Source organism: Bacillaceae bacterium S4-13-56 (assembly GCA_040191315.1).
In the GTDB taxonomy this organism is placed as follows: Bacteria; Bacillota; Bacilli; order Bacillales; family JAWJLM01; genus JAWJLM01.
The window spans coordinates 1-22,160 of the sequence record JAWJLM010000059.1 but is presented as its reverse complement, the minus strand read 5'-3'; the positions used below and the strand labels follow the sequence as shown (position 1 = coordinate 22,160).

Below are 22,160 nucleotides of genomic sequence, written 5' to 3'. Positions count from 1 at the left end.
CCAACTACTCTTCTTATTTTTACTTAGGTGGGGGTATTACTGCTCGTTAATGCGGGATAAAGCATATCTACATGAGGAATTCCATCATCCATATACGGTTCTGAAATGACTTCGAATCCGTGTGCCCCGTAAAAATTCCTTAGATGTTCTTGAGCTTGTAACTTGATCACTGTTTCGTTCCATTCTTTCGTTAAAAACTCAACCGATTTCTCCATTAATTGATGACCATAGCCCCTACCGCGAAATGGCTGGGTTACAATCACTCTTCCAATAGATGCCTCTTTGTATTTTGTGTTTTTTGGAACAAGACGAGCATAAACAGCAATTTGTCCATCTTCTATTCCATAAAGATGTTGTGAAACTTGATCATGTCCATCAAGCTCAGGGTATGGACATTCCTGTTCCACAACAAAAATTTCCACACGAGCTTTCATAATCTGGTACAATTCATCATTTGATAACTCATTAAAGCTTTTACAAATCCACTCCAATGACTGCCACTCCTAGCTTCTATTTTTTATTCATTGTTATGGATTTTCTAAAGGTTGTCAATTATTCTACATCAATGTGATAGTTGGATTAATTCTTTAGATGCATAATCGTCCACTTGACCATGGGGAAAACACTATTGATTCTCCATTTCTAATGAAGTAAGGTCTCAATCGAATTTGAATAGCAGCTGATAGTAATCTTTTATCCTTCCTATATCGCTTCAGTTTTTGACAATGAACTAAGGATGTTCATTGGTCTGGACGCATACGGAGACATTTGTTCCCATGTTCGATCATGATGAATTATCTCCAGACGATGGATTGGACATGTCATCTACTCTTTCTCTAACACGAACACCCACATGAATGTTAAGGCCTGCTTTAGTTCCTCCGGTAATCCATTAATATGTTGGTCCCGTACCTCTCTTTTATAAACACCATGTCCATCAATAACATTCAAACCGTTTTCTAAGGCTAATTGTCTAAACTCCCATGGCATCATGGTATTACAAATTACTTTTTCCCCATTTAGTCTTGGATAACTATTTTCCCTTGGCTTGGCTGTTGGTCCTAATATTCCTATAAGGAGTTTACCACCAGGTTTTACAATCCGCTTCATTTCCATTAGTGCTTCTATTGGATGTCTCACCCATTCCATAGCATTTACACATAAAACCGCGTTAAAGGATTCGCTTTCAAATGGCAATGAGGTTATATCTCCCTGAATAAAGTGAAGAGTTTGGTCTTCTAAACGTTCATTGGCTTTATCAATCATCTCTTTCGAAAGATCTAATCCAATGACTTTATACCCTCGATTATGTAGTAAGTATGATCCATAACCATCTCCACAACCTAAGTCTGCTACTTTTGCCCCTTTGGGAACATGGTTTTCAAATTTTGGAATAATGGTTTTCCTACTCCCTTCATCCCACATCGATTTACTGTTTTTATTCCAAAACGACGCACGTCCATCCCATTGCTTTTCCGCTTCACGATGCCAATCAAATGTCATCTAGCTTCCCCCTTGTCATTATTATTATTAAGTGTATTCGGAGGGATGCTTTTTAGCAAACATGGGTGAAACTTTTTTATAGCATTTTCGTACAAATTAATAAGGATTTCATAAGGAGGTTGATCAAATGGATGAAAATAAAGGCTGTATCAAATGTGGGAGTCAGGATGCCGGGCAAAAAGAAGTAGCCATGACAGGAACGGGACTTTCCAAGATGTTTGATATTCAAAATAACCGTTTTACTGTTGTGTACTGTAAGAATTGTGGATATTCAGAGTTTTATAATCAAGACAGTTCAATTGGAGGAAATGTTTTAGACTTTTTCTTTGGTTGATCATCCTAGACAGTTTGGGGAAACCCAAGCTGTTTCATTATTAAGGACACGTTTTCATAAAGATTGACGGAGAAAGTTGTAACAAAACTTTTTAGGCTGGATTTTTTTGAAAAGTAGGACCCTTATTATTCATTTTCGTCGTTCTGTTTATACTACTTGTTGGTTGTACAGAATTTTGGAATTAGGAGATGGCAAAGCTAAAGTAATGGCCACAGCCTCCGTTTTCATATAACAATCCATAATATGAAACGCTTTGTGGCACACTATAGAAAAATAAAGAAAGAGTGATTCGGAAATGCCATCAAGTACTGAAGACACTATTGTTTATGATGCAATAGGAGAAGGGTCGCCCATCATATTCATTCATCCCCCTGGTATGGGGCGGAAAGTCTTTCATTTTCAATATCCATTGCAAAGCTCATTCCAACTCCTTATTCCCGACTTAAGTGGACATGGGGACAGTCTCATGAAAACTGGGGTTCCTACTATCGATTCCTACGCTAAGGAAATTCTATCTATTCTAGATCAAGAGGGGTTGCAGCAGGCTACTATCCTCGGATATTCAGCTGGAGGATCAATTGCTCAACATTTAGCCATCCATTATCCAGAACGGGTGAAAGGGATGATTTTGTTCGGAGGCTTTCCTTGTGTAGCAACTAAAACCCTTGCCCTACAATTTAGAATAGGAATGAAAATGCTGGAGTCAAACCCTGAAATACTTGCCAAAATATTAGCCAAAAGTCATACCACAGACCGGACTGTACAAAGAATCTTGTTTAAACATATGATGAAAGCAAATGTCGCTAATTGGTATCACTTTTACAATCAATCTTTACACTACGATTGCGTGGATGAATTAACTTCTATTAAAGTTCCCACTCTCTTGGTTTATGGAACAAAGATTAAGTGGATCAAAGCCCACGAAGATTTTTACAACGGTAACTCTCATATGTACAAAAAAATAATTCCTCATGCTACCCATCAAATACCTACTAAACAGATGTATACGGCAAACCGGTTAATTGATACGTTTCAAAAGAAATACATTGATGCAAGTAGTTCCTCTGGATAAAAAGGAGCTTTTTTTAAAAAAGTAGGTGCGCATATGATTCCATTTCTTAGACTTTGGGGTGAGCATAAGATAATAAAAATGCCCTTATAGTTACAGATTTGAGCATTGCCATTTATAACATGAGCATTGTATGAAAATATCCGCGCTTAAAATGAAATAAGTTGAGCATAGAACGGAAGAGATTTGAGCATAAAATAATAAAAATGCCCCTACTCTCTTAATCTTGAGCATTGAAAAGGATACTTGAGCATTAATCAAAAATTCCCGAGCATAAAACCTTTATTTTTGAGCATACCCTCCTTCTTTTCCGAGCATAAGGGTAGAATCTAGCGCATAGAGGACTTAAAGCGCGCATATAAGAAAAAAATTGAGCTTAGTTAGGCGTTACCCAAGCGCAACCTATACCATAAAAAAACGCTTGGACCTAATATCCAAGCGCACCACCATATTATTAATAAGCTTTTGCCCAGTAAACCAAATCTTTTGCTTTCTTGCCACATACGATACAAGTATTACCGATGGAGTCACCCTCAAATGGGATACATCTTGAGGTAGCCTGTGTTTTTTCTTTAATTTCTTCTTCGCAAGCCAGGTCTCCACACCACATACCCTTCACAAAACCTGGATTTTCTTTCAGCTTTTGGTCAAGTTCTTCTAAAGTTTGAGCTTCTGAAGTGTGAGTATCGCGATGCTTTTGGGCCTTTTCAAGTAAATTCTTTTGAATATCCTCTAACAGTTCCACTACCTTTGCTTCAAGTTCGGCATTCGGAACCACTATCTTCTCACCTGTATCCCGACGCACTAAAACAACCTGATTGTTCTCCATATCTCTAGGACCTACTTCGAGACGTAATGGAATCCCCTTCATTTCGTATTCATTAAATTTCCAGCCAGGGCTTTTATCGCTCGCATCAATATCGATCCTTACAACACTCTTCAATGAATCACGCAATCCATAAGCGTGATCCAAAACACCTTCCTTATGTTGAGCGATAGGCAGGATCATGACTTGAGTTGGTGCCACACGTGGTGGAATGACCAATCCTCGATTGTCACCGTGTACCATGATCATCGCGCCTATGGAACGAGTAGTGAATCCCCATGATGTTTGGTGAACATATTGAAGTTCGCCATTTTGATCACTATATTGAATGCCAAAGGCTTCCGCAAAACCTGTTCCGAAGTGGTGAGAAGTACCAGCTTGAAGCGCCTTCCCATCATGCATTAAACTTTCAATGGTATAGGTTAGCTTGGCACCAGCAAACTTTTCTTTCTCCGTTTTTTGTCCACGTACGACAGGGATTGCTAAGTAATCCTCGCAAATGCTTGCATAAACCTCTAGCATCTTTCGAGTTTCTTCCATTGCCTCTTCATCCGTTGCGTGTGCAGTATGACCCTCCTGCCATAAGAATTCTAAGGAACGTAAAAATGGACGTGTTGTTTTTTCCCAACGAACCACATTGCTCCATTGGTTATAAAGCTTTGGCAGGTCCCGATAGGAATGAATAATATCCTTGTAATGATCACAGAAAAGAACCTCAGAGGTTGGACGGACACAAATTCTTTCTGCAAGCTCTTCTTCTCCACCATGGGTTACCCATGCAACCTCTGGAGCAAATCCTTCAATATGATCCTTTTCCTTCTGTAAGAGACTCTCAGGAATAAAGAGTGGCATATACACGTTTTCATGTCCTGTATCCTTAATTTTTTGATCCAACGCATCTCGAATATGCTCCCATAAAGCATATCCATAGGGACGAATGATCATTGTCCCTCGCACCATACCATAGTCCACAAGATCAGCCTTTTTCACAACATCCGTGTACCATTGGGCAAAGTCATCCTCCATTGCTGTTATTTCTTCTACAAACTCTTTTTTCTTTTTACCCATTTCTTTCACCCTCTTTTCTATATCTAATGTATCTATGAAATTCCAATTGGTGACTCATTATGTAAAGGAGTTCTGCTTTCTATCATTGTTCTCCTTTTTTCCAGCAAAAAAACCTCCATCCCAATAAGGGACCGAGGTTTGGTGGTACCACCCTTGTTTGCAACTTAAAGTAAGCCACACACTTTTATTGATAACGGACTATTGTCCGCGCGCATCTTTACCAATACGGAGCTCAGAGGCAGGTTCTATGGATACACATGGAAATCTCCCAGCCTTGGATTTCCTCTCTGTAAATGTGTTGTCAGCCATATACTAGTCCTCGTCAATGCTTATTCCTATAAAATTAAGGTTATTATGCTGAAAATTGGCGAGAATGTCAAGTTTTGCTGAAGAGGAACTCGATTTAACTCTTATTCCATACTCGATTCTATAATTTTCATTTGAGTAGCATCCACATAAATATAATTTTTATCTTTAAATTCAAATTTGATGATTCCATTATCTTTTTGAAGAATGTGGTTCATATTTTCTTTCGCGTAATCCTGGGCAAATTGGTGATCTTTAAGATAGGGTAGAATGATCGTATCAATAACTATTTTGGCAGTAGCGAGAGACTTATGATCCTCTCCGCCTAAGTCAATATTTTTCTGCATCACAGGGATTGCTCTCTCTTCGCTATATTTGCTATCATATACGACTTCATCTTGACTTGAACAACCTACAGATAAAATAATTCCTAAAACGATTAGCCATTTTTTAATCACCCTATCCAACCACCCTTTTGTAATTCCTTTATACTAGTAAATGTGAAATGGATAAGGATTATACATAGAACACCCTGTTTCAACTAATTTCAAAACCAGAAGAACCATTTGATCTGTTTTTAGATAAAGAATTTGTGGAATCGTCAGAAAACGTACATGTGTCTGTTGAAAAATCGATTGCTTTTTCCATTAACTTATTGATAGCCGAGAGAAGAGAATAGCTCTATAACTTTTCAACATAATTTTAATCCCACCAAATTCGGTGGGGGTTTTTTCTTGAAAATAACATCGATACATAATAGATGTAGTGGAATTACCATCTTCAATCATGTAAAATAAAAAAGATTAGGCGTTTAGGAGGATTTTATGTCGAAATATAATAGCAACCAAGAATCATTTCCCGAAACTAAATTACTACAAGACATTAACCTTCAACAAATAGTTGAACTCATTCCAACTGCTGTTATTATTTTCATGCGGGAAAATTGGGAAATTGTCTATTTAAATCCTGCTGCCATTGAATTACTTGGCGGAGGAGAAAAAGATGAATTCATAGGTCATCAGATACTCTCCTATATTCATCCCGATGAGCAGCTCTTTATTCAGAAAAGAGTCTTAAGTCTGGACAATGGTATTACCAATCCTAAAAAAAAGATCCGCATGGTTCAAAAGGGTCTCCAATTAAGGTATGTTGAGTCCACCAGTAAACTATTAACCTTCCATGGTCAACCATGTATTTTATCGGTAAGTGCGGATATCACAGAGAAAAAACTAGTAGAGGATGCTTTAATGGAAAGTGAATCTCGTTTTCGTTCTTTGTTTGAGAATAACGCAAATGCTGTTTTTTCCCTTGATCTAGAAGGGAATTTTACAAGTGTAAATACTATTGCAGAACAAATGGCAGGATATACCGAAGCAGAATTATTAACCATGAATATTAGTGATATCTTCTATCCTGATGACCTTCCTCAAATCTATAAAAATATGATTAAAGTTAGCAAAGGTATTCCAGTAAATTATGAAACGAAAATTTTTCATAAAAATGGACATTTAATACATATTGGAATTACCGTAGTCCCAATCAAGGTTAATAACAAGATCGTTGGACAATATGGCATTGCACTTGATATCACACTAAAAGTTATCCGCGAGCAAAAAATAAAGGAAAGTGAAGAGCGCTATCAAGAATTAGCTCTTCATGATCCTTTAACTGGACTTCCTAATCGCAGGAAATTTGTGGACCAAGCGGAGCAACTGTTGGAAAAATATAAAAAGAAAAAAAAGTCCATATCCTTTCTATTCATTGACCTTGATCGTTTTAAGTTAGTAAATGATACCATGGGGCATGAAACTGGTGATCTTTTACTCAAAATGGTTGCCACTAGACTAGAAGGTTGTATCCAAAAGGAAGATTTAATCTGCAGGGTTGGTGGGGATGAATTCATTATTGGATTACCGAATTATACAATGGAAGAAACTTCAAAAATCGCCCAACTCATTTTGGATACCATAGGTAGACCTTTTAATATAAATATTCACGAACTTTTTATAACACCGAGTATCGGCATAAGTATATTTCCCAAAGATGGTAGGCTTGTATCTAGTTTATTAAAAGAAGCAGATACTGCGATGTATCGTGCCAAAGAATTAGGAAAAAATAATTTTCAATATTTTTCAAAGGACATGGATGTAAAAAATGAGAAAAAGTTGCTTTTACAGAACGGGATTTGGTCTGCTTGTGAAAAACAAGAATTTTTTCTAGAATACCAACCCAAAATAGACTTACGAACTGGGAAAATATTTGGGTTAGAAGCTTTGATTAGGTGGAGACATCCTGAACTTGGAGATCTACCACCTGCCGATTTCATACCGATTTCAGAAGAAACGGGGGCGATAATTGAAATTGGAGAATGGGTTATACGGGAAGCATGTACTCAACTGAAAACTTGGCATGACCAGGGTTATAAGAATTTGGACATATCCGTAAACCTATCGGCTCGACAATTTATTTCACCTAAACTTGCACAAAGAATAAGAATGATTCTAGAAGAGATCCATTTATCCCCGGAATTCCTAGATTTGGAGATTACTGAAAGTATGGCGATGTTTAACTTAGAACAATCTATTAGAACTATGGAAGAACTTCAAGCCATGGGGATCAAACTATCCCTTGATGACTTTGGGACAGGCTATTCCTCATTAAATTATTTAAAACGTTTCCCTGTAGATACATTAAAAATCGATCGCTCCTTCCTTCAAGAGGTTTCTAAGGATAACGACGAAATGATCATTGAAGCAATTGTCTACGTCTCTCATTCCTTAGGGATGTCCGTTGTATTTGAAGGAATTGAAACAGAAAAACAACTTCATCTTATACAAGAACTAAAAGGAGATATTGGACAGGGCTATTTATATAGCAAACCGCTTACCAAAGACAAAATCATCACTTTTATAAAAAATTATTATTAAGAGCATCCATCAGAAAAGGGATGCTCTTTGTCATTGAAAATTTTCAATATACTTCTTCATTTTGGAAAGGTCAGCCTCTATTTCACTTCTTACCTTTGGGTTATAAAAGACTGCTGCAGGATGGTACATTGGAAAAATGACATATTCTTTCTCACTCCAAACCCATGTATTCTCCTCAAGGTTCTTCAGCTTCTGAATGGAAGATACAATAGGTTCCCCGTGACATTCGGATATTTTTCCAGAACCACCAATTAATCTTTGCAACGCAACACCGCCTAACGCCACAATAATTTTGGGTTGGATCCTTTCGATTTGATAATCAAGAATAGGTGCATGGGCAAAAATCTCTAGTTTATTAGGTTTGCGATTAGCCTTTCTAGTATGTGGAATCCCTCTTTTTTGAGTAGTCACTACTTTATATGGCCTGCTTCTAACTACGCTCGTCACGTATGCCTCTTCTCTTGGAATACCAATCGCTTGAAAATATCCATCAAGTTCCTTGCCCGCCCGCCCTATAAAAGGCTTGCCTTCTATTACTTCATTTTCACCTGGTGCTTCTCCAATCATCATGAGATCAGCTTGAGAGTTGCCTCCTCCGAGCACAAAACCCTCCACATCATAGGGCTCTATTCTTCTTTTGACTAAGTCAATTAGTTCCTTAGGAAATTCCATCTGATCACTCCTACCAGACTACAGCTATAATAAACCAGATGATCATAATCAACTGAATAATGACCTTAGCAAATGAACTACCTAAAAATCCCATGAGGGAGCCAAGAGAGGCTTTCCATGCTTCTGTTGTAGTTCTTTTTTGAATAAGTTCAACCACAAATACAGCGATAAAAGGAACAATTAAAATACCAAAAGGAGGTATTACAAAGGAACCAACAATAACTCCAATGGCTGCTGCTCGTTCTCCCCACTTTGTCCCGCCATATTTTTTCACAAAATAACTATTGGCAACGATATCAGAGGCAAACAATACGATGGTTAGTATGACCATGCTAATCCAAAAAAAAGTAGAAAGAGCTTCAGTTCCAATGAAGAAAGCATATAATAAAAATCCTACCCAAAGCATAATCGTACCAGGTACTAGCGGGAAGATAATACCTACGAAACTTAATAAAAAGGCGGCAATAACTAATATCCAGATAATAATATCCATTTTCAATTCTCCCTTATCTTAATAGATTTATTTTAGCATTCTTTTCCTTATCTTGCTCTAACCACCATTATTCGCACCTATACTCATGGAGCAGGCTGTACTTTCTCTTCTGCTATCCTAGCTGAAATTGCAAAAGGTAGTCCAGTTAAAGAGTCCATTAAAACTGCAAAAGCATTCATAACTAAAGCTATTAAGGATGCAGGTCCTCTTAATCAATATGTTGGTTCTGTTAAGCAGTACACTAATCGATTATAATTATGCTTGCTTTTTAACATAACTAAGACAAACGCCTTAAATAACATCTTGCTTGTTATGGGTGACTTTGCCAGTTTCAATGTTCAACTAAAGAAGATGATTCCTCATATAAACGAGGAATCATCTTCTTTTTAAAAATATCTCAAGCACAATTTTAATCTTTATCCAAAAATACTTTTTATAAAATTAGTGATTGATTGCAGGAAATTCTGGATGCCTTGTAATAACGACCGCCAAAACCCTTCATCTCCTAAAATATCTTCTATTTTTTGGGTTAAATCATTCAGCTGTGATTTAATTTGTTCAAAATCAATATCTAAAGATCGGATTTTTTCAAAAAGATCGATGAGAAGCTGTCGATTCTCTTCACTCAATTCAATATTTAAGTTTTTTAACTGCTCCGAAACTATTTGTTCTACTTCTTCTTTAGACACAGGATTTTGCTCAGCAATCTCTTTCTTAATATTTGTAAACAGCCGACTTACTTGCTCTTTGTCTAGTCCTGCATCCTCAGCCAAGGTGGTAAGTAAAGACAGCTCTTCATTTGCCACTTCCATACGCTCTTGGTCAAGCTTTTCCCCTTTAACATCATACGCTTTATAGATACCTGTCAAAGCGGAATGTCCTGTAACTTTTACAGGGGAAGCAATGATAACTTCTGCATTTTCTACACCAGCTGTAAGTAATGCATTGGCATACATTTCCGTTGTCACTTCGGTAATATACTCTTCATTAACAATGGTAATGGTTAGCCCTTCTCCCTTTTCCAAGGGAATAATTTTTGCAGAAGAGAATAATCGAGCAGTAGGATTCCCATTTATATAATTTTGGACATCCTGACCGGTTACTGTTAGTTCTTGATCACCTTCCACTACTTCAAGATCTTCTTTTACCTGTTCCTTTTGCGAATCAGAGAGAGATTCTCCATAAACGACTATAGAATCTCCTGTTTTTTCATTGATTACCTCATTATTTTCAGACCCAAAAGCAGTAGCAGGAAATGCCAATAAGTAGAAGCCAAGTAATATATATAAGAATTCTTTACTTCGCATAATAATCATCCCTTCTTTCGTTCTATGCTTAATATAACAAACTATTACCAGTCTGATACATCCTGCGAAAGTAGGAAAAATGAAAAGGATTCATCCCTATAAAGAATGAATCCTTTCAAAAATCACCAGTAATACGGTGGATATCCAAATCCTCCATAACCGTAGCCATAGGGATAAGGATAATAAGGTGGAGTTAACAAAGCACTACCCACTAATCCTCCTAAAACTCCTCCTAAGAATGGTGCGCCAAAAAACGGGCCACCAAACGGACGCGGATAAGGGCGTGGTCTTACAAAAACCCTGGCCCCATTATTACGATATGCATAATACATATTTCTCCTCCTATCCTCCATTTTCCATTTATCATATGTTTTTGCCCACCATAGGGCATGTGTTGATGCCCATTGCAAGGGAAAAATTTATGGAAACAAGTGATAGAAAAGTGTATATAAAAACCCGCACTTCTATAAGTACGGGTTCAAGAATTTTTTTGTTATCCTAAATAGGCACGTAACATCCAAACTTGTTGATCTAGGTTAGAACGGATTCCAATAAACATATCGGCAGTTGGTTGGTCACCATTATCTTCAGCAAGTTTAATTAATTCTTTAGATTCTTTAACCAATTGTTCGAAATCATCAGCAATAGAACGGACCATTTCTTTTGGATCCTCTTCATTACTTGCTTCTTTTATTGTAGTTGTACTTAAATAATCCTGGAGCCTTGCAACTGGCTTTCCATTGATCATAAGGATACGTTCTGCAATTTCATCAATATAAGTTGCTGCCTGAGTGTAGTATTCTTCAAATTTTTCATGTAAGGTAAAGAAATCTTGTCCTGTAACGTACCAATGATAGTTGTGAAGCTTTGTGTTTAGTACATTCCAGTTGGATAGTTGCTTGTTTAAAAGTTCTACGATTTTTTCATTCATTTTTAATCCATCTCCTTCTTTTTTTCTACAGTAATTATCATACCACTAATTATAATTATTATAAAGTAATAAGAATTATAATTAATATTTGCTTATCAAGGATGCTTAAATATAAGCATAACATCCCATCTTTGTATTTTCTGTGATTTTATTCACATCCATCTAATATATATTTTTACTCCCTTATTAACCATTGAGTCCAATAACCTTCCTGATTTTTAACATCATAACCCACACCTATATGTGTCATATGAGGATCTAAAATATTCTTTCTAGATTCTTCATTACTCATCCATTTTTCCATTACGTCGTTTGCACTTTCTCCTACAGCCACATTTTCAGCTACTAATGTATATGGAACATCAAACGCCTCAAGCATTTCAGGAGGACTTCCATAATTCGGTGATTGGTGTGATAAGTATGATTCTGAAGCCATTTCTTCTGACTTCATTTTTGCGATCTCACTTAACGTAATATCCAATTCTAATTCCTTTAGTCCATGTCTTGCTCTTTGTTGATTGGTTAGTTCCGTTAATAATTCCATATAACTTTTCCAAGAGTCCTTTTTCCTTTGATCATTGTTGGAACCATCTGTAACATTCATTTGTGTTCCACTGTTCACTTGTTGTTTTTCTGGTTGATAAGGACGTTCCTGTCTTAGTCCATACCTCTGAATCTCATTCCCATCTCTAGAATCAAAACGTTTTTGAATAGAGTCCCCACGGTAGCTAATTGGTTCAGCTGCATTGAAACTATTACGATTGTCCAACCCTTGATTATTAGTGTTACATCCAACTATCAAAAATATGATTCCTATAAAAGCAAATCGCCATGTTTTTCCCATATGAAAACCCCCTTAGATGACAGCCATAGTATTTGCTATGTGTAAAATAATATGTCAATTATTCAATTTTTTTTGGTAATCTGTTGTGTGTTAAACTTAAGAAAAACAAAGGAACGATTTACATGAAAAATGTTTGGGGAATTTTATTTGCTAGCTTAACCACAGTGACGTTACTTTTTATCATCGAACAAGTCCTTGTTGTTGATTATCTAATAAAGACACTAAGCAAAATTACACTTTTTTCCCTAACTATTCTCTTGGTTCACTACTTTGGTAAAAAGAAAATTACGTACTTATCTCCTAAAGGAATAGATAAGAAGCGCAAGAAAATTAGCATTAGCATTGGGCTTGGAGCATTTTTTATTCTAATTGCAGCGTATCTAGTCCTCCAAAGCTTTATCGATTTTTCGGTCATAGAAAATGACTTAGCTCAAAAAAATATCATTAAAGAGAGCTTCCTTTTGATTGGTCTGTACATAACTTTTGGCAACTCATTTCTAGAGGAAATTTACTTTAGAGGATTTATTTTTAAAAATTTACAAAAGACCAATAAAAAGTTCGCCTATTTTTACTCCTCCTTTTTATTCTCGATCTACCATACGGCTATCTTCCTTACTTGGTTTAGTCCGACATTATTTTTTCTTGCGTTATTCGGATTGTTTGTTATTGGCCTAGTATTTTGCTGGCTAAATGAACATTCAACCAATATTTATAATTCATGGTTTGTCCATGTACTTGCCGATATCGCCATTATTCTAATTGCGTTACATGCAGTATTCTAATTTTATGGAAAACCTTGGGGAGCCCGTTAGCAATAGAGATTTGTTATAATGAATAGGTGTTTATAATATGAGAAGTGAGGGGCTATTATAATATGACAAAAGATAAGATCATGTTAGTAGATGGAATGGCTCTTTTATTCCGAGCCTTTTATGCAACTGCTATGAGCGGTTATTATATGGTAAATAGTAAAGGAATTCCCACAAATGCTGTCTACGGGTTTGTAAAGCATATGATGACAGCTATTCAAACCTATCAACCGACACATGTGGTTTGTTGCTGGGATATGGGTAGCAAAACTTTTCGAACAGAATTATACCCTGAATATAAAGGTAACCGTGGGGAGCCTCCGGTAGAACTCATACCTCAATTTGATTTGGTAAAAGAAGTAGTCGATTCGTTTGAAATACCCAATGTCGGATTGGTTGGGTATGAAGCTGATGACTGTATCGGAACGTTAAGTAGACAATACAGTCAAAATGCTGATGTTTATATTTTGACTGGTGATCAAGATATTCTTCAACTAATTGATGATAATATACACGTTGTTTTATTGAAAAAAGGGTATGGAAATTATGCGTTATATCAAACGGATTCCTTTGTAGAAGAAAAAGGGATTACCCCCCAACAAATGGTGGACCTAAAAGCCCTTATGGGGGATAGTAGTGATAACTATCCAGGTGTTAAAGGAATTGGGGAAAAAACGGCACTAACCCTTTTACAAAAATACCAAACCATTGAAGGAATATTAGAAAATCTCCCATCCTTAACAAAGGCACAACGTTCCAAAATCGAATCTGATTTGGACATGCTTCATTTGTCTAGAAGGCTCGCACGCATTCATTGTGAAGTAGATGTTAACTGCGCGCTAGAAGATGCCCTATTGACGATTAACAAAGAACTTGTTTTGAAAAAATTTAGAGAGCTTGAATTTAAAAACTTGGATGCCATGATTAGCTAATCATGGTATTTTTTTTATCCATACTTTTCTAGGGAGATTCTGCTCACAATAGCAAATGATAAGAAAAAATTTATGAGGTGATATCAATGAAGGCTGTAACTTACCAAGGTAAATACAACGTCGCTGTAAAGGAAGTACCTGTACCAGAAATTGTAGATGATGAAGATGTTATTGTAAAAATAACATCTACCGCTATTTGTGGATCTGATTTGCATTTATACCAAGGAAACTTTCCTGTACCCATTGGGTATTCGATTGGGCATGAACCCATGGGTATTGTGGAAGAAGTGGGACCAAAAGTATCAAAGGTAAAAAAAGGGGACCGGGTTGTCATTCCCTTTACTGTTGCCTGTGGACACTGTGAATTTTGTGAGGCCCACTTAGAAAGTCAGTGTGATAATTCTAATCCACATTATGATTCAGGAGGGTATTTTGGATATACGGAAAAGTTCGGTAACTATCCAGGTGGACAGGCAGAGTACTTACGGGTTCCTTTTGGAAATTATACTCCTTTTAAAGTGCCAGAGGATAGTGAACTAGAAGATACACAGCTTTTGTTTCTTTCCGATGTTCTTCCAACAGCCTATTGGAGTGTTGTGAATGCTGGTGTTAAAAAAGGGGATACGGTTATTGTTCTAGGTTGTGGCCCAATTGGACTTATGGCTCAACAGTTTGCATGGCAGAAGGGGGCTGAGCGTGTCATAGCAGTCGATTATATCCAACACCGGCTAGAGCACTCAAGATCAGTGAACAAAACAGAAGTTTTTGATTTCACTCATCATGAGGACATGGGTGAAGTTTTAAAAGAAGAAACAAAAGGCGGAGCACATGTTGTTATAGATTGTGTAGGAATGGATGGGAAGAAATCTCCTTTAGAATTTGCAGAGCAGAAACTGAAGCTTCAAGGAGGAACACTGGGTCCTATCCAAATTTCCACAAAAGCTGTTCGAAAAGGCGGAACAGTTCAAATTACTGGTGTTTATGGGGGGCTTTATAACATGTTTCCTCTTGGCGCCTTCTTCTCAAGAAATATTACTTTAAAAACAGGCCAAGCACCTGCAAGGGCATTTATGGAACCCATTTATGAACAAATTGTACGTGGTGATATTGATCCAACCAATATCATTACCCATGAGCTTCCTCTTGATGAAGCACCTAAGGGATACAAAATGTTTAATGGGAAAGAAGACAATTGCATCAAGGTCGTTCTTAGACCATAAGAAAAAGGGAAGGAGCTTGAATTAGAAAAATCCGGGTAAGCATATCCGGATTTTTTACCATTTCGTTAAAATTACTGGACCATCTTTTGTAATAGCCAATGTATGCTCATATTGCGCAGACCATTCTCCATCAGCTGTTCTCGCTGTCCAACCATTTTCATCCACCATGGTAAACCATGTCCCAACATTCACCATAGGTTCAATAGTTATAACCATTCCTTCCTTTAACCTTGGTCCAGTTCCTTTTTCTCCAAAATGGGGAATCATTGGTTCTTCATGAATAGTCGGACCAATTCCATGCCCCGTAAAATCCCTTACAACTGAGAATTTTTCTGCCTCTACATAGGTTTGAATCGCATGACCTATATCACCAACTCTATTTCCAATTACAGCTTGCTCAATACCCTTGTATAATGAATTCTCAGTAACCTCTAACAATCTTTGTACTTCCTCTGAAACTTCGCCTACAGTATATGTCCATGCTGAATCAGCCAATGCCCCCTTGAGATTTACTACCATATCAATAGTAACTATATCTCCATTTTTCAAAGGCTGATCATTAGGAAAGCCATGACAAACTTCATCGTTTAAAGACGCACACGTTGCATAGGGATATCCCATATATCCCTTTTGTTCTGGGGTAGCACCATGGTCAGCTAAGTATTTTTCTACAAATTGATCAATCTCAAGAGTGGTTACCCCTGGTTTAATAAGTTTAACTATTTCTTTGTGACAATTTGATAAAAGTTTTCCAGATTCTTTCATTTGTTCTATTTCTCTTGTGCTTTTTAAGTTAATCAAGTAAATTCCCCTCCTGTTTATCTTTACATCCAACGATGTATTATGTTATGAATGAATTTGTTATTTTGTACATTATTCTTATAATACTACTTTTAAAATATGAGGAGCGACTATTATGACTGTGTCGTCGACTAAAATTTCAGATATTTGTTTAATAGCAGGGAAAATCATGTTAGTCAACGGTGGAGAAACCTACCGTGTGGAGGATACTATGTCCCGAATAGCTAAGGCTTTTGGTTATGCAAATGCACACAGCTTTGTGACCCCTACAGGAATTATTTTTTCATTGGAAGATTCAGAAGCTACTAAGTTTGTAAGAATATCAGAGAGAACTGTCAACCTTGAAAAGGTAACCCTTGTAAACAGCATTTCTCGCCAAATTGCAGAAGGAACACTATCTGTAGAAGAAGCCATTCAGCACCTCGATGAAATAGATAACACTCCCCATTCATATTCAATTTCATTAAGGATTATCGCGTCTGGTTTAGTAAGTGCTTGCTTTCTCATTATGTTTCTTGGACAATGGAAAGATTTTGTTCCTGCTTTTATAGCAGGAAGTATAGGATTTACTTGCTTTATTTATTTTCATAAAGTAATTAAAATACAATTCTTTGCTGAATTTCTAGCTTCCTTTGTAATCGGTACTCTGGCCTACTGGATGGTTCATTTAGGAGTCGGTGCACAAATGGATAAAATTATTATTGGTTCCGTTATGCCACTTGTTCCTGGACTTCTTATCACCAATGCCGTTCGAGACCTCATGGCGGGGCATTTAGTATCTGGTTTGTCTAAAGGAGCCGAAGCTTTCTTAACAGCTTTTGCAATAGGATCAGGTGTTGCAGTTGTATTTACAATTTACTAAAGGAGGATGAATAGGATGATTCTTGCCCAACTCATCACTAGTTTCTTTGCCTCGGCCGGATTTGGTATTATTTTTCATATTCCTAAAAAGTCCCTCATACCATGTGGGATTGCAGGAATGCTTGGGTGGATGGTCTATTTTCTATTTAACTCTGAGTTAAATAGCGTTCAGGCCACTATGTTTGGCGCCTTTGTCGTAGCCATCATCAGTCAGTGGTTTGCTAGAATTTATAAAATGCCTATGATTTTATTTACGGCTGTTGGGATTATTCCTCTTGTTCCTGGTGGAATGGCCTATGACGCTATGCGAAATGTGGTCCAAAACAACTATGAGATTGCCATTGAATTTGCTGCTAAAGCGTTTATGATTTCTGGGTCCATTGCTATAGGAATCGTCTTATCTGAAGTTATTAATCAAGTAGTGAAGATGTTATTTGTAAAGAAAGCATGATCCCTTACAAAGGGGTCATGCTTTTATTTTAATTTTAGAATTCAAGTTCAGAATCCTTAACTTTAACATTAGCAGCATCAATCAAATCGTTAATTGCTTCTGTATTAGCCTTACGTTCTTTAAGCGTTTCTCGAAGTTGATCCTTCCTATCTTCAAATGGTTCTAATTGTAAGTCCTCTTTTTCTCTCTTATCAGCTACTTTTATAATGTGATATCCAAAATCAGTCTGAATCGGTTCACTAATCTCTTCAACCTCTAGATTATAAGCAGCTTTCTCAAAATTATAAACCATTTCATTTGTACCAAAGAATCCTAAATCTCCACCTTGTTCAGCAGAAGTTATATCTGTTGAATACTCTTTAGCAAGTGCAGCGAAATCACTACCATTTTTTAATTTATCTAGAACTTCATTTGCTGTTTCTTTGTCTTCCACAAGAATATGACTTGCTTGTACTTCCATTTTCATATTCTCATAATACTGCTCTACTTCTTTATCTGTGACTTCTACTCCATCAGTTGATGCCAAACGCTGGAGTTTATCTAATTTAATGACACTCTTTAACTGGCCTTCATTAGAATAGCCACTTTGCTGGAGCACTGCTTCATATTGTTCTCCATAAGCTTCCTTTAAGAAATCAATTTCCTCTTGGACTTCCTCTTCTGTCACTTCATATTTATCTTCAAGAACTTTTTCTGTTACCATTTGTGAAAGTACTTGATTACCATATTGCTCTTTTAGTTCTTGATAAAATTCTTCTTGCGTAATATTTCCTGCATTTGTTTCTGCAATTACTTCTTCCTTATCGGAGCATGCAGTAGTTCCGATAAGAATTCCAGTTATTCCTAATGCCAATCCTAATTTTTTCAATTAAATGTCTCCATTTTTAGTTATTGTCAATTTGTTCTGTCAAAGTAATGGTTGCTGATTGCTTTTGACCATTACGATAGAAGGTCACTTCCATGTCATCCCCAATTTCTTTTTCCTGATAAAGATATTTTCTTAAATCTAATAGGTTCCCTACAGGTTGATCATCAAGCTGTACAATTACATCATTTTCCTGCAAGCCAGCTTCATCCACCGGGGAGAGAGGAGTCACTGCTGCTATCACAACACCCTTGTTAACAACCTCTGGTAGCTTTAAAGCTTGTTGCCAATAGTAAGTTGGGATTTCAGTGAGTGAGTGTGCTTGGATTCCCATAAATGGTCTCTTAACTTCCCCTTGTTCCTCAATATCGGTAATGATTTTTGTTACCATATTTGCTGGAATGGCGAATCCAATTCCTTCCACAGCTTCTTGGGCAATTTTCATTGAGTTGATCCCAATAACATCACCATTAATATTAATTAATGCTCCACCACTGTTTCCTGGATTAATCGCTGCATCGGTTTGCAGAACCTCTGCTTGCCAGTCAGAAGTACCATTTCCATCAAGGTCAACAGGAACTGTACGTTCTAAACCACTAATAATTCCTTGAGTTGCTGACCCAGAAAAATCTGCACCTAATGGATTCCCGATGGCTATGACTGGCTCCCCTATTTTAAGAGTATCTGATGAGCCAAAACTAGCTGTCTTCGTTACATTTTCACCATCGATAGCTATAACAGCTAAATCTGTTAACGGATCTGTTCCCACTAATTTTCCAGGTACTCTTGATTCATCATGTAAAATGATATCAAGCTCTTGCGCCCCTTCTACCACATGGTAATTAGTAACCACATAAGCTTTTCCATCCTCTTTTTTGTAAATAACTCCCGAGCCTGTGCCTGCTTCATTTGAGCTTGGTCCAGCTCCAAATGTTCCGGGCCAGCCGTTGGTTACTTGAATGTTAACAACCCCAACGACCGCTTCTATATTTTTATCAATAGCATCTACTATGGCTGAAAATACTTCAGTATCATTGGTTTTAATTAACTTCACATCAGTTTTTTCCGTATTTGCGTTGGCCACTATTTCTTCATTATCCACAATCTTTTCTTTTTCATCATTCATAAACTCAGGAATGATTAACAACATCAAAAAGGCACCTACAATAACACCTGACATAATTTTATATATGGATTGTTTCATCTTCTCTACCTCCTTGACCATAATATATCAAGTCAATGTGTCAGGAAAATGTCAAAGTAAAAATTTTTTTAAGAATATCTTATAAAAATTAAGGGAAACTAAGAGAAATCAAACGAGGAGGTTGTTCTATGAAAAAGATACTTTGCTATGCACTTCTTTTCATGCTCAGTTTTTGGGGGTTACATCTACATAGCGTAAGTGCAGAAGAAGCTGACATGAAAAATGTGGAATTATCAGAAGAGCAAATTCAGGAGCTTAATTCACTTTATGATGATATGTTTACAAACCATAAGGAAATCATCACCAAGTATGTAGAGTATGGTGTCCTCACTAAGGAAAAAGCAGATAAGATCATGGAAAAGCTTGATAAAAAGCAAGAAAAACTACAGGAAAATGGATATGTTCCAAACTGTGATTCGCACAAGAAATCAAAAGATAAAGAAGACTAAATATAGAAAAAGACACGACATTGTTCGTGTCTTTTTTCATTTTTATCCTTTAACATTTCTTTGACATAATGGGGTTGTATAATAAAGAATATAGGAAGGGAATGGAGGGAATGAAAATGAAAACCATCTTACTCATTGAAGATGAGATAACGATTTCTAGAGTGTTATCTGCTTATCTAAAGAAGGCTGGATTTAATGTGGAGCAGGTATATGAAGGATCCCAAGCAAAAGAAAAATTTCTTACCATTCGTCCTTCTCTGGTCTTACTAGATGTTATGCTTCCTGGAAAAGATGGATGGACCATACTTAAGGAAATTCGTGAAATAAGCTCCTGTCCTGTAATTATGTTAACGGCACTTGGAGAGATTGACCAAAAACTGACAGGCCTCCATCAAGGAGCAGATGACTATATTACCAAACCTTTTGTTGCGGAAGAAGTTGTTGCACGTATACAGGCAGTTTTACGCAGGTCCTCCTTCGTTGCTGATGAAAAAGGAATTATATATTTTGGAGGATTGAAACTTAACGAGAAGTCACATACCGTTAGCTTACATGGAAAAACAATCAATGTAACACCAAAAGATTTATCTTTATTATTCTTCCTTGCTAAACATCCAAACCAAACCTTTACACGGGATCAATTAATAGAGCATGTATGGGGATTAGATTATGATGGAAGTGATCGAGCGGTTGACTTAGCAATCAAGAGGATTAGGAAAGCCCTAGAAGATTGGCCAGAGTCTGAGGGTGAAATAAAAACCATTCGTGGATTGGGGTATCAGATGAGTGTCTACTAATCAAAATAAAATTTCATTACTGCGGTATTGGACGACTCGCTATCTAGTGACATTATGTATAGGTTTATTAATCATTGCTTTTATCTCTATTCTTTGGATTCGTCACACCAACCTGGAAAACCGATTAAATTTAACCCAATTTTTAGCAGAGGAAGCTGCCGATCGTGTAGTCGATAGTAATGGCACCATTCTTCAAGGTAGATTTTTTTCCGTTTATCTAGAGGAACGCCAGAAGCTTTTAAATATGGATAGTAAACCTTTCACCTTTATAGTCAATCAATATGGGACTATTTTATATAGTGACCCTAACCAAAATCAGTATCAACGATTCTCGCTTTCCTTACTTCAAGATCCGGAAAGTATTCAAGAAGTGACACTTGGGGAAGGAGAAATATACGTTGTAAAAGCACCTATTGAATTTGAAGGGCAAGTCCTGGGATGGGTTGTCGTTCTTCAGGCTAAAGGAGAATTAACCAAAACCAATCAGGAGTATAATTTGCTTGCTATTCTGCTAATTAGTCTTGCCTTGTTAGGATGGTTGGTTATTTACTTTCTTTCCCAAAGAATAGCTCGCCCCATTCATTTGGTAGCAGATGCAGCCAATCAAATTAAAACAGGCAATTATAATGTGGAGTTACCAACAAATGCTAAAGAAAAAGAGGTAGCGGAATTAATTGCTTCCTTTAAGGATATGTCGGAGAAATTGGATCAGTTGGAGGCATTAAGGGCCGAGCTTTTGGCTGGTATTACTCACGAATTAAAAACACCCGTAACCTCAATCAGTAGTCTTACACAAGCCATAAAAGACGAAGTCGTGACGGGAGAGGAAGCCAAAGAATTTTTGGATATTTCTTTGAAGGAAACGAACCGTTTACAAAAAATGATTCAAGACTTACTCGATTTTAATTCCTTCTCGGCCGGGTCCATTTCCATAAAGAAGGAAGAAATTCATTTTCAGGAATTTATACGAGACGTGACCCACCAATGGAGTGTCATTCGGGATTACCCGGAATCCAAACTTTATGTTAAATTGCCATCGACCTCCCTTTGGATGAAAACCGATCCACTTAGAGTGGAACAGGTTCTGCTAAATCTTTTGAATAATGCGCAAGATTCTCTTCAAGGGGATGGCTTCATAAGTTTAGAAGTGAATGTTCATAGTGATAAGGTGATAATTTCTGTTGCTGATACAGGTATTGGTGTCCCTCTTAATGAGCAAGAGCTAATCTTTGAGAGGTTTTACCGCGGTGAGCAAAAAAAACACAAAGTGAGAGGACTTGGATTAGGATTACCTTTTAGCAAGATGATTGCCAAGGTTCTTGGTGGAGACCTTTATTTAAAAGAGAGTTCTAGCAGAGGGACCGTCATGTGTTTGGAGTTGCCTTTGTTAAAATGATGATTAAGAGTTGAGCATACACCTGGTGCAAAAGGGGAAAATCGATTATAAACGGCTCTTTTTTCACTTTTTCCCCTGCTCCACCGCCCAAACTC

The 22,160-nt window shown here is 37.0% G+C and carries 24 protein-coding genes and 1 pseudogene; 12 read left to right on the top strand and 13 right to left on the bottom strand.

The features are described from left to right. Positions 1-23: 23 nt before the first annotated feature. Together RZN25_13985 and RZN25_13980 are read right to left on the bottom strand one after the other, a co-directional pair. Positions 24-491: a GNAT family N-acetyltransferase gene (locus tag RZN25_13985; protein ID MEQ6377926.1), complete on the bottom strand. Its 468-nt coding sequence runs from the start codon at positions 489-491 to the stop codon at positions 24-26. A gap of 334 nt (positions 492-825) precedes the next feature. Continuing rightward, entirely contained in the window at positions 826-1,503 is a 678-nt protein-coding gene (locus tag RZN25_13980) for a class I SAM-dependent methyltransferase (GenBank protein ID MEQ6377925.1), read from the bottom strand. Between the two features lie 127 nt (positions 1,504-1,630). On the opposite strand from RZN25_13980, the gene RZN25_13975 reads away from it, so the two are divergent. Both RZN25_13975 and RZN25_13970 read left to right on the top strand, forming a co-directional pair. Next, entirely contained in the window at positions 1,631-1,837 is a 207-nt protein-coding gene (locus tag RZN25_13975; GenBank protein MEQ6377924.1) for a zinc ribbon domain-containing protein, read from the top strand. Positions 1,838-2,132: 295 nt separating this feature from the next. Continuing rightward, entirely contained in the window at positions 2,133-2,909 is a 777-nt protein-coding gene (locus RZN25_13970; protein MEQ6377923.1) for an alpha/beta hydrolase, read from the top strand. Positions 2,910-3,360: 451 nt separating this feature from the next. Here the strand turns inward: RZN25_13970 and proS are convergent, their stop codons facing one another. Then, complete coding sequence (gene proS, locus RZN25_13965; GenBank protein ID MEQ6377922.1) at positions 3,361-4,800, bottom strand: proline--tRNA ligase; 1,440 nt, start codon at positions 4,798-4,800, stop codon at positions 3,361-3,363. A 410-nt stretch (positions 4,801-5,210) separates the two neighbouring features. Continuing rightward, complete coding sequence (locus RZN25_13960; GenBank protein ID MEQ6377921.1) at positions 5,211-5,564, bottom strand: hypothetical protein; 354 nt, start codon at positions 5,562-5,564, stop codon at positions 5,211-5,213. A gap of 366 nt (positions 5,565-5,930) precedes the next feature. On the opposite strand from RZN25_13960, the gene RZN25_13955 reads away from it, so the two are divergent. Then, a complete protein-coding gene (locus RZN25_13955; GenBank protein MEQ6377920.1) occupies positions 5,931-8,033 on the top strand; it encodes an EAL domain-containing protein in 2,103 nt (700 codons plus the stop codon). Between the two features lie 30 nt (positions 8,034-8,063). On the opposite strand, the gene RZN25_13950 is transcribed toward RZN25_13955, so the two are convergent. Together RZN25_13950 and RZN25_13945 are read right to left on the bottom strand one after the other, a co-directional pair. Further along, positions 8,064-8,705, bottom strand: a complete 642-nt coding sequence (locus RZN25_13950; protein ID MEQ6377919.1) for a uracil-DNA glycosylase — start codon at positions 8,703-8,705, stop codon at positions 8,064-8,066. A 10-nt stretch (positions 8,706-8,715) separates the two neighbouring features. Further along, positions 8,716-9,198 carry a DUF456 domain-containing protein gene (locus tag RZN25_13945; GenBank protein ID MEQ6377918.1) on the bottom strand — a complete coding sequence of 161 codons (483 nt, stop codon included), beginning with the start codon at positions 9,196-9,198 and terminating at the stop codon, positions 8,716-8,718. Positions 9,199-9,273: 75 nt separating this feature from the next. Between RZN25_13945 and RZN25_13940 the strand changes: the two are divergent. Next, positions 9,274-9,453: pseudogene (locus RZN25_13940) on the top strand (bifunctional hydroxymethylpyrimidine kinase/phosphomethylpyrimidine kinase). A 161-nt stretch (positions 9,454-9,614) separates the two neighbouring features. Here RZN25_13940 and RZN25_13935 read toward each other — a convergent pair. The 4 genes from RZN25_13935 to RZN25_13920 all read right to left on the bottom strand — a co-directional run bounded on the left by RZN25_13935 (position 9,615) and on the right by RZN25_13920 (position 12,280). After that, positions 9,615-10,505, bottom strand: a complete 891-nt coding sequence (locus tag RZN25_13935; protein MEQ6377917.1) for a DUF1002 domain-containing protein — start codon at positions 10,503-10,505, stop codon at positions 9,615-9,617. A 122-nt stretch (positions 10,506-10,627) separates the two neighbouring features. Beyond that, the gene (locus RZN25_13930; protein MEQ6377916.1) at positions 10,628-10,837 is read right to left on the bottom strand and encodes a hypothetical protein; all 210 of its coding nucleotides are present in this window, start codon (positions 10,835-10,837) and stop codon (positions 10,628-10,630) included. A 161-nt stretch (positions 10,838-10,998) separates the two neighbouring features. Continuing rightward, positions 10,999-11,436 carry a DNA starvation/stationary phase protection protein gene (locus RZN25_13925; protein MEQ6377915.1) on the bottom strand — a complete coding sequence of 146 codons (438 nt, stop codon included), beginning with the start codon at positions 11,434-11,436 and terminating at the stop codon, positions 10,999-11,001. A 175-nt stretch (positions 11,437-11,611) separates the two neighbouring features. Further along, positions 11,612-12,280, bottom strand: coding sequence for a CAP domain-containing protein (locus RZN25_13920; GenBank protein ID MEQ6377914.1), 669 nt, complete (start codon positions 12,278-12,280; stop codon positions 11,612-11,614). A gap of 122 nt (positions 12,281-12,402) precedes the next feature. On the opposite strand from RZN25_13920, the gene RZN25_13915 reads away from it, so the two are divergent. The 3 genes from RZN25_13915 (at position 12,403) to RZN25_13905 (ending at position 15,241) form a co-directional block, all read left to right on the top strand. After that, a complete protein-coding gene (locus tag RZN25_13915) occupies positions 12,403-13,062 on the top strand; it encodes a CPBP family intramembrane glutamic endopeptidase (protein ID MEQ6377913.1) in 660 nt (219 codons plus the stop codon). 92 nt (positions 13,063-13,154) lie between these two features. Further along, positions 13,155-14,021 (top strand): 5'-3' exonuclease H3TH domain-containing protein, encoded by an 867-nt coding sequence (locus tag RZN25_13910; GenBank protein MEQ6377912.1) that lies wholly within the window; start codon positions 13,155-13,157, stop codon positions 14,019-14,021. Between the two features lie 86 nt (positions 14,022-14,107). Continuing rightward, positions 14,108-15,241 carry a zinc-dependent alcohol dehydrogenase gene (locus RZN25_13905; GenBank protein ID MEQ6377911.1) on the top strand — a complete coding sequence of 378 codons (1,134 nt, stop codon included), beginning with the start codon at positions 14,108-14,110 and terminating at the stop codon, positions 15,239-15,241. Between the two features lie 54 nt (positions 15,242-15,295). On the opposite strand, the gene map is transcribed toward RZN25_13905, so the two are convergent. Further along, positions 15,296-16,042, bottom strand: a complete 747-nt coding sequence (map, locus tag RZN25_13900; protein MEQ6377910.1) for a type I methionyl aminopeptidase — start codon at positions 16,040-16,042, stop codon at positions 15,296-15,298. A gap of 115 nt (positions 16,043-16,157) precedes the next feature. Between map and RZN25_13895 the strand changes: the two genes are divergently transcribed. Then, complete coding sequence (locus RZN25_13895; protein MEQ6377909.1) at positions 16,158-16,904, top strand: threonine/serine exporter family protein; 747 nt, start codon at positions 16,158-16,160, stop codon at positions 16,902-16,904. 15 nt (positions 16,905-16,919) lie between these two features. After that, positions 16,920-17,354 carry a threonine/serine exporter family protein gene (locus RZN25_13890; GenBank protein ID MEQ6377908.1) on the top strand — a complete coding sequence of 145 codons (435 nt, stop codon included), beginning with the start codon at positions 16,920-16,922 and terminating at the stop codon, positions 17,352-17,354. Between the two features lie 34 nt (positions 17,355-17,388). Here the strand turns inward: RZN25_13890 and RZN25_13885 are convergent, their stop codons facing one another. Next, the gene (locus RZN25_13885) at positions 17,389-18,222 is read right to left on the bottom strand and encodes a peptidylprolyl isomerase (protein ID MEQ6377907.1); all 834 of its coding nucleotides are present in this window, start codon (positions 18,220-18,222) and stop codon (positions 17,389-17,391) included. A 16-nt stretch (positions 18,223-18,238) separates the two neighbouring features. Then, positions 18,239-19,423: a trypsin-like peptidase domain-containing protein gene (locus RZN25_13880; protein MEQ6377906.1), complete on the bottom strand. Its 1,185-nt coding sequence runs from the start codon at positions 19,421-19,423 to the stop codon at positions 18,239-18,241. A gap of 128 nt (positions 19,424-19,551) precedes the next feature. Between RZN25_13880 and RZN25_13875 the strand changes: the two genes are divergently transcribed. The 3 genes from RZN25_13875 to RZN25_13865 all read left to right on the top strand — a co-directional run bounded on the left by RZN25_13875 (position 19,552) and on the right by RZN25_13865 (position 22,065). Continuing rightward, complete coding sequence (locus RZN25_13875) at positions 19,552-19,872, top strand: DUF2680 domain-containing protein (GenBank protein MEQ6377905.1); 321 nt, start codon at positions 19,552-19,554, stop codon at positions 19,870-19,872. A gap of 116 nt (positions 19,873-19,988) precedes the next feature. Then, complete coding sequence (locus tag RZN25_13870; protein ID MEQ6377904.1) at positions 19,989-20,669, top strand: response regulator transcription factor; 681 nt, start codon at positions 19,989-19,991, stop codon at positions 20,667-20,669. Further along, positions 20,659-22,065 carry an ATP-binding protein gene (locus RZN25_13865; protein ID MEQ6377903.1) on the top strand — a complete coding sequence of 469 codons (1,407 nt, stop codon included), beginning with the start codon at positions 20,659-20,661 and terminating at the stop codon, positions 22,063-22,065. Before RZN25_13870 ends, RZN25_13865 begins: the two co-directional genes overlap by 11 nt. Positions 22,066-22,160 lie beyond the last annotated feature (95 nt).

Bases quoted from the DNA above. Each gene is read 5' to 3' on its own strand.
- RZN25_13980 (MEQ6377925.1), bottom strand. From the start codon at position 1,503: ATGACATTTGATTGGCATCGTGAAGCGGAAAAGCAATGGGATGGACGT.
- RZN25_13975 (MEQ6377924.1), top strand. From the start codon at position 1,631: ATGGATGAAAATAAAGGCTGTATCAAATGTGGGAGTCAGGATGCCGGG.
- RZN25_13970 (MEQ6377923.1), top strand. From the start codon at position 2,133: ATGCCATCAAGTACTGAAGACACTATTGTTTATGATGCAATAGGAGAA.
- proS (MEQ6377922.1), bottom strand. From the start codon at position 4,800: ATGGGTAAAAAGAAAAAAGAGTTTGTAGAAGAAATAACAGCAATGGAG.
- RZN25_13955 (MEQ6377920.1), top strand. From the start codon at position 5,931: ATGTCGAAATATAATAGCAACCAAGAATCATTTCCCGAAACTAAATTA.
- RZN25_13950 (MEQ6377919.1), bottom strand. From the start codon at position 8,705: ATGGAATTTCCTAAGGAACTAATTGACTTAGTCAAAAGAAGAATAGAG.
- RZN25_13945 (MEQ6377918.1), bottom strand. From the start codon at position 9,198: ATGGATATTATTATCTGGATATTAGTTATTGCCGCCTTTTTATTAAGT.
- RZN25_13935 (MEQ6377917.1), bottom strand. From the start codon at position 10,505: ATGCGAAGTAAAGAATTCTTATATATATTACTTGGCTTCTACTTATTG.
- RZN25_13930 (MEQ6377916.1), bottom strand. From the start codon at position 10,837: ATGTATTATGCATATCGTAATAATGGGGCCAGGGTTTTTGTAAGACCA.
- RZN25_13925 (MEQ6377915.1), bottom strand. From the start codon at position 11,436: ATGAATGAAAAAATCGTAGAACTTTTAAACAAGCAACTATCCAACTGG.
- RZN25_13920 (MEQ6377914.1), bottom strand. From the start codon at position 12,280: ATGGGAAAAACATGGCGATTTGCTTTTATAGGAATCATATTTTTGATA.
- RZN25_13915 (MEQ6377913.1), top strand. From the start codon at position 12,403: ATGAAAAATGTTTGGGGAATTTTATTTGCTAGCTTAACCACAGTGACG.
- RZN25_13910 (MEQ6377912.1), top strand. From the start codon at position 13,155: ATGACAAAAGATAAGATCATGTTAGTAGATGGAATGGCTCTTTTATTC.
- RZN25_13905 (MEQ6377911.1), top strand. From the start codon at position 14,108: ATGAAGGCTGTAACTTACCAAGGTAAATACAACGTCGCTGTAAAGGAA.
- RZN25_13895 (MEQ6377909.1), top strand. From the start codon at position 16,158: ATGACTGTGTCGTCGACTAAAATTTCAGATATTTGTTTAATAGCAGGG.
- RZN25_13890 (MEQ6377908.1), top strand. From the start codon at position 16,920: ATGATTCTTGCCCAACTCATCACTAGTTTCTTTGCCTCGGCCGGATTT.
- RZN25_13880 (MEQ6377906.1), bottom strand. From the start codon at position 19,423: ATGAAACAATCCATATATAAAATTATGTCAGGTGTTATTGTAGGTGCC.
- RZN25_13875 (MEQ6377905.1), top strand. From the start codon at position 19,552: ATGAAAAAGATACTTTGCTATGCACTTCTTTTCATGCTCAGTTTTTGG.
- RZN25_13870 (MEQ6377904.1), top strand. From the start codon at position 19,989: ATGAAAACCATCTTACTCATTGAAGATGAGATAACGATTTCTAGAGTG.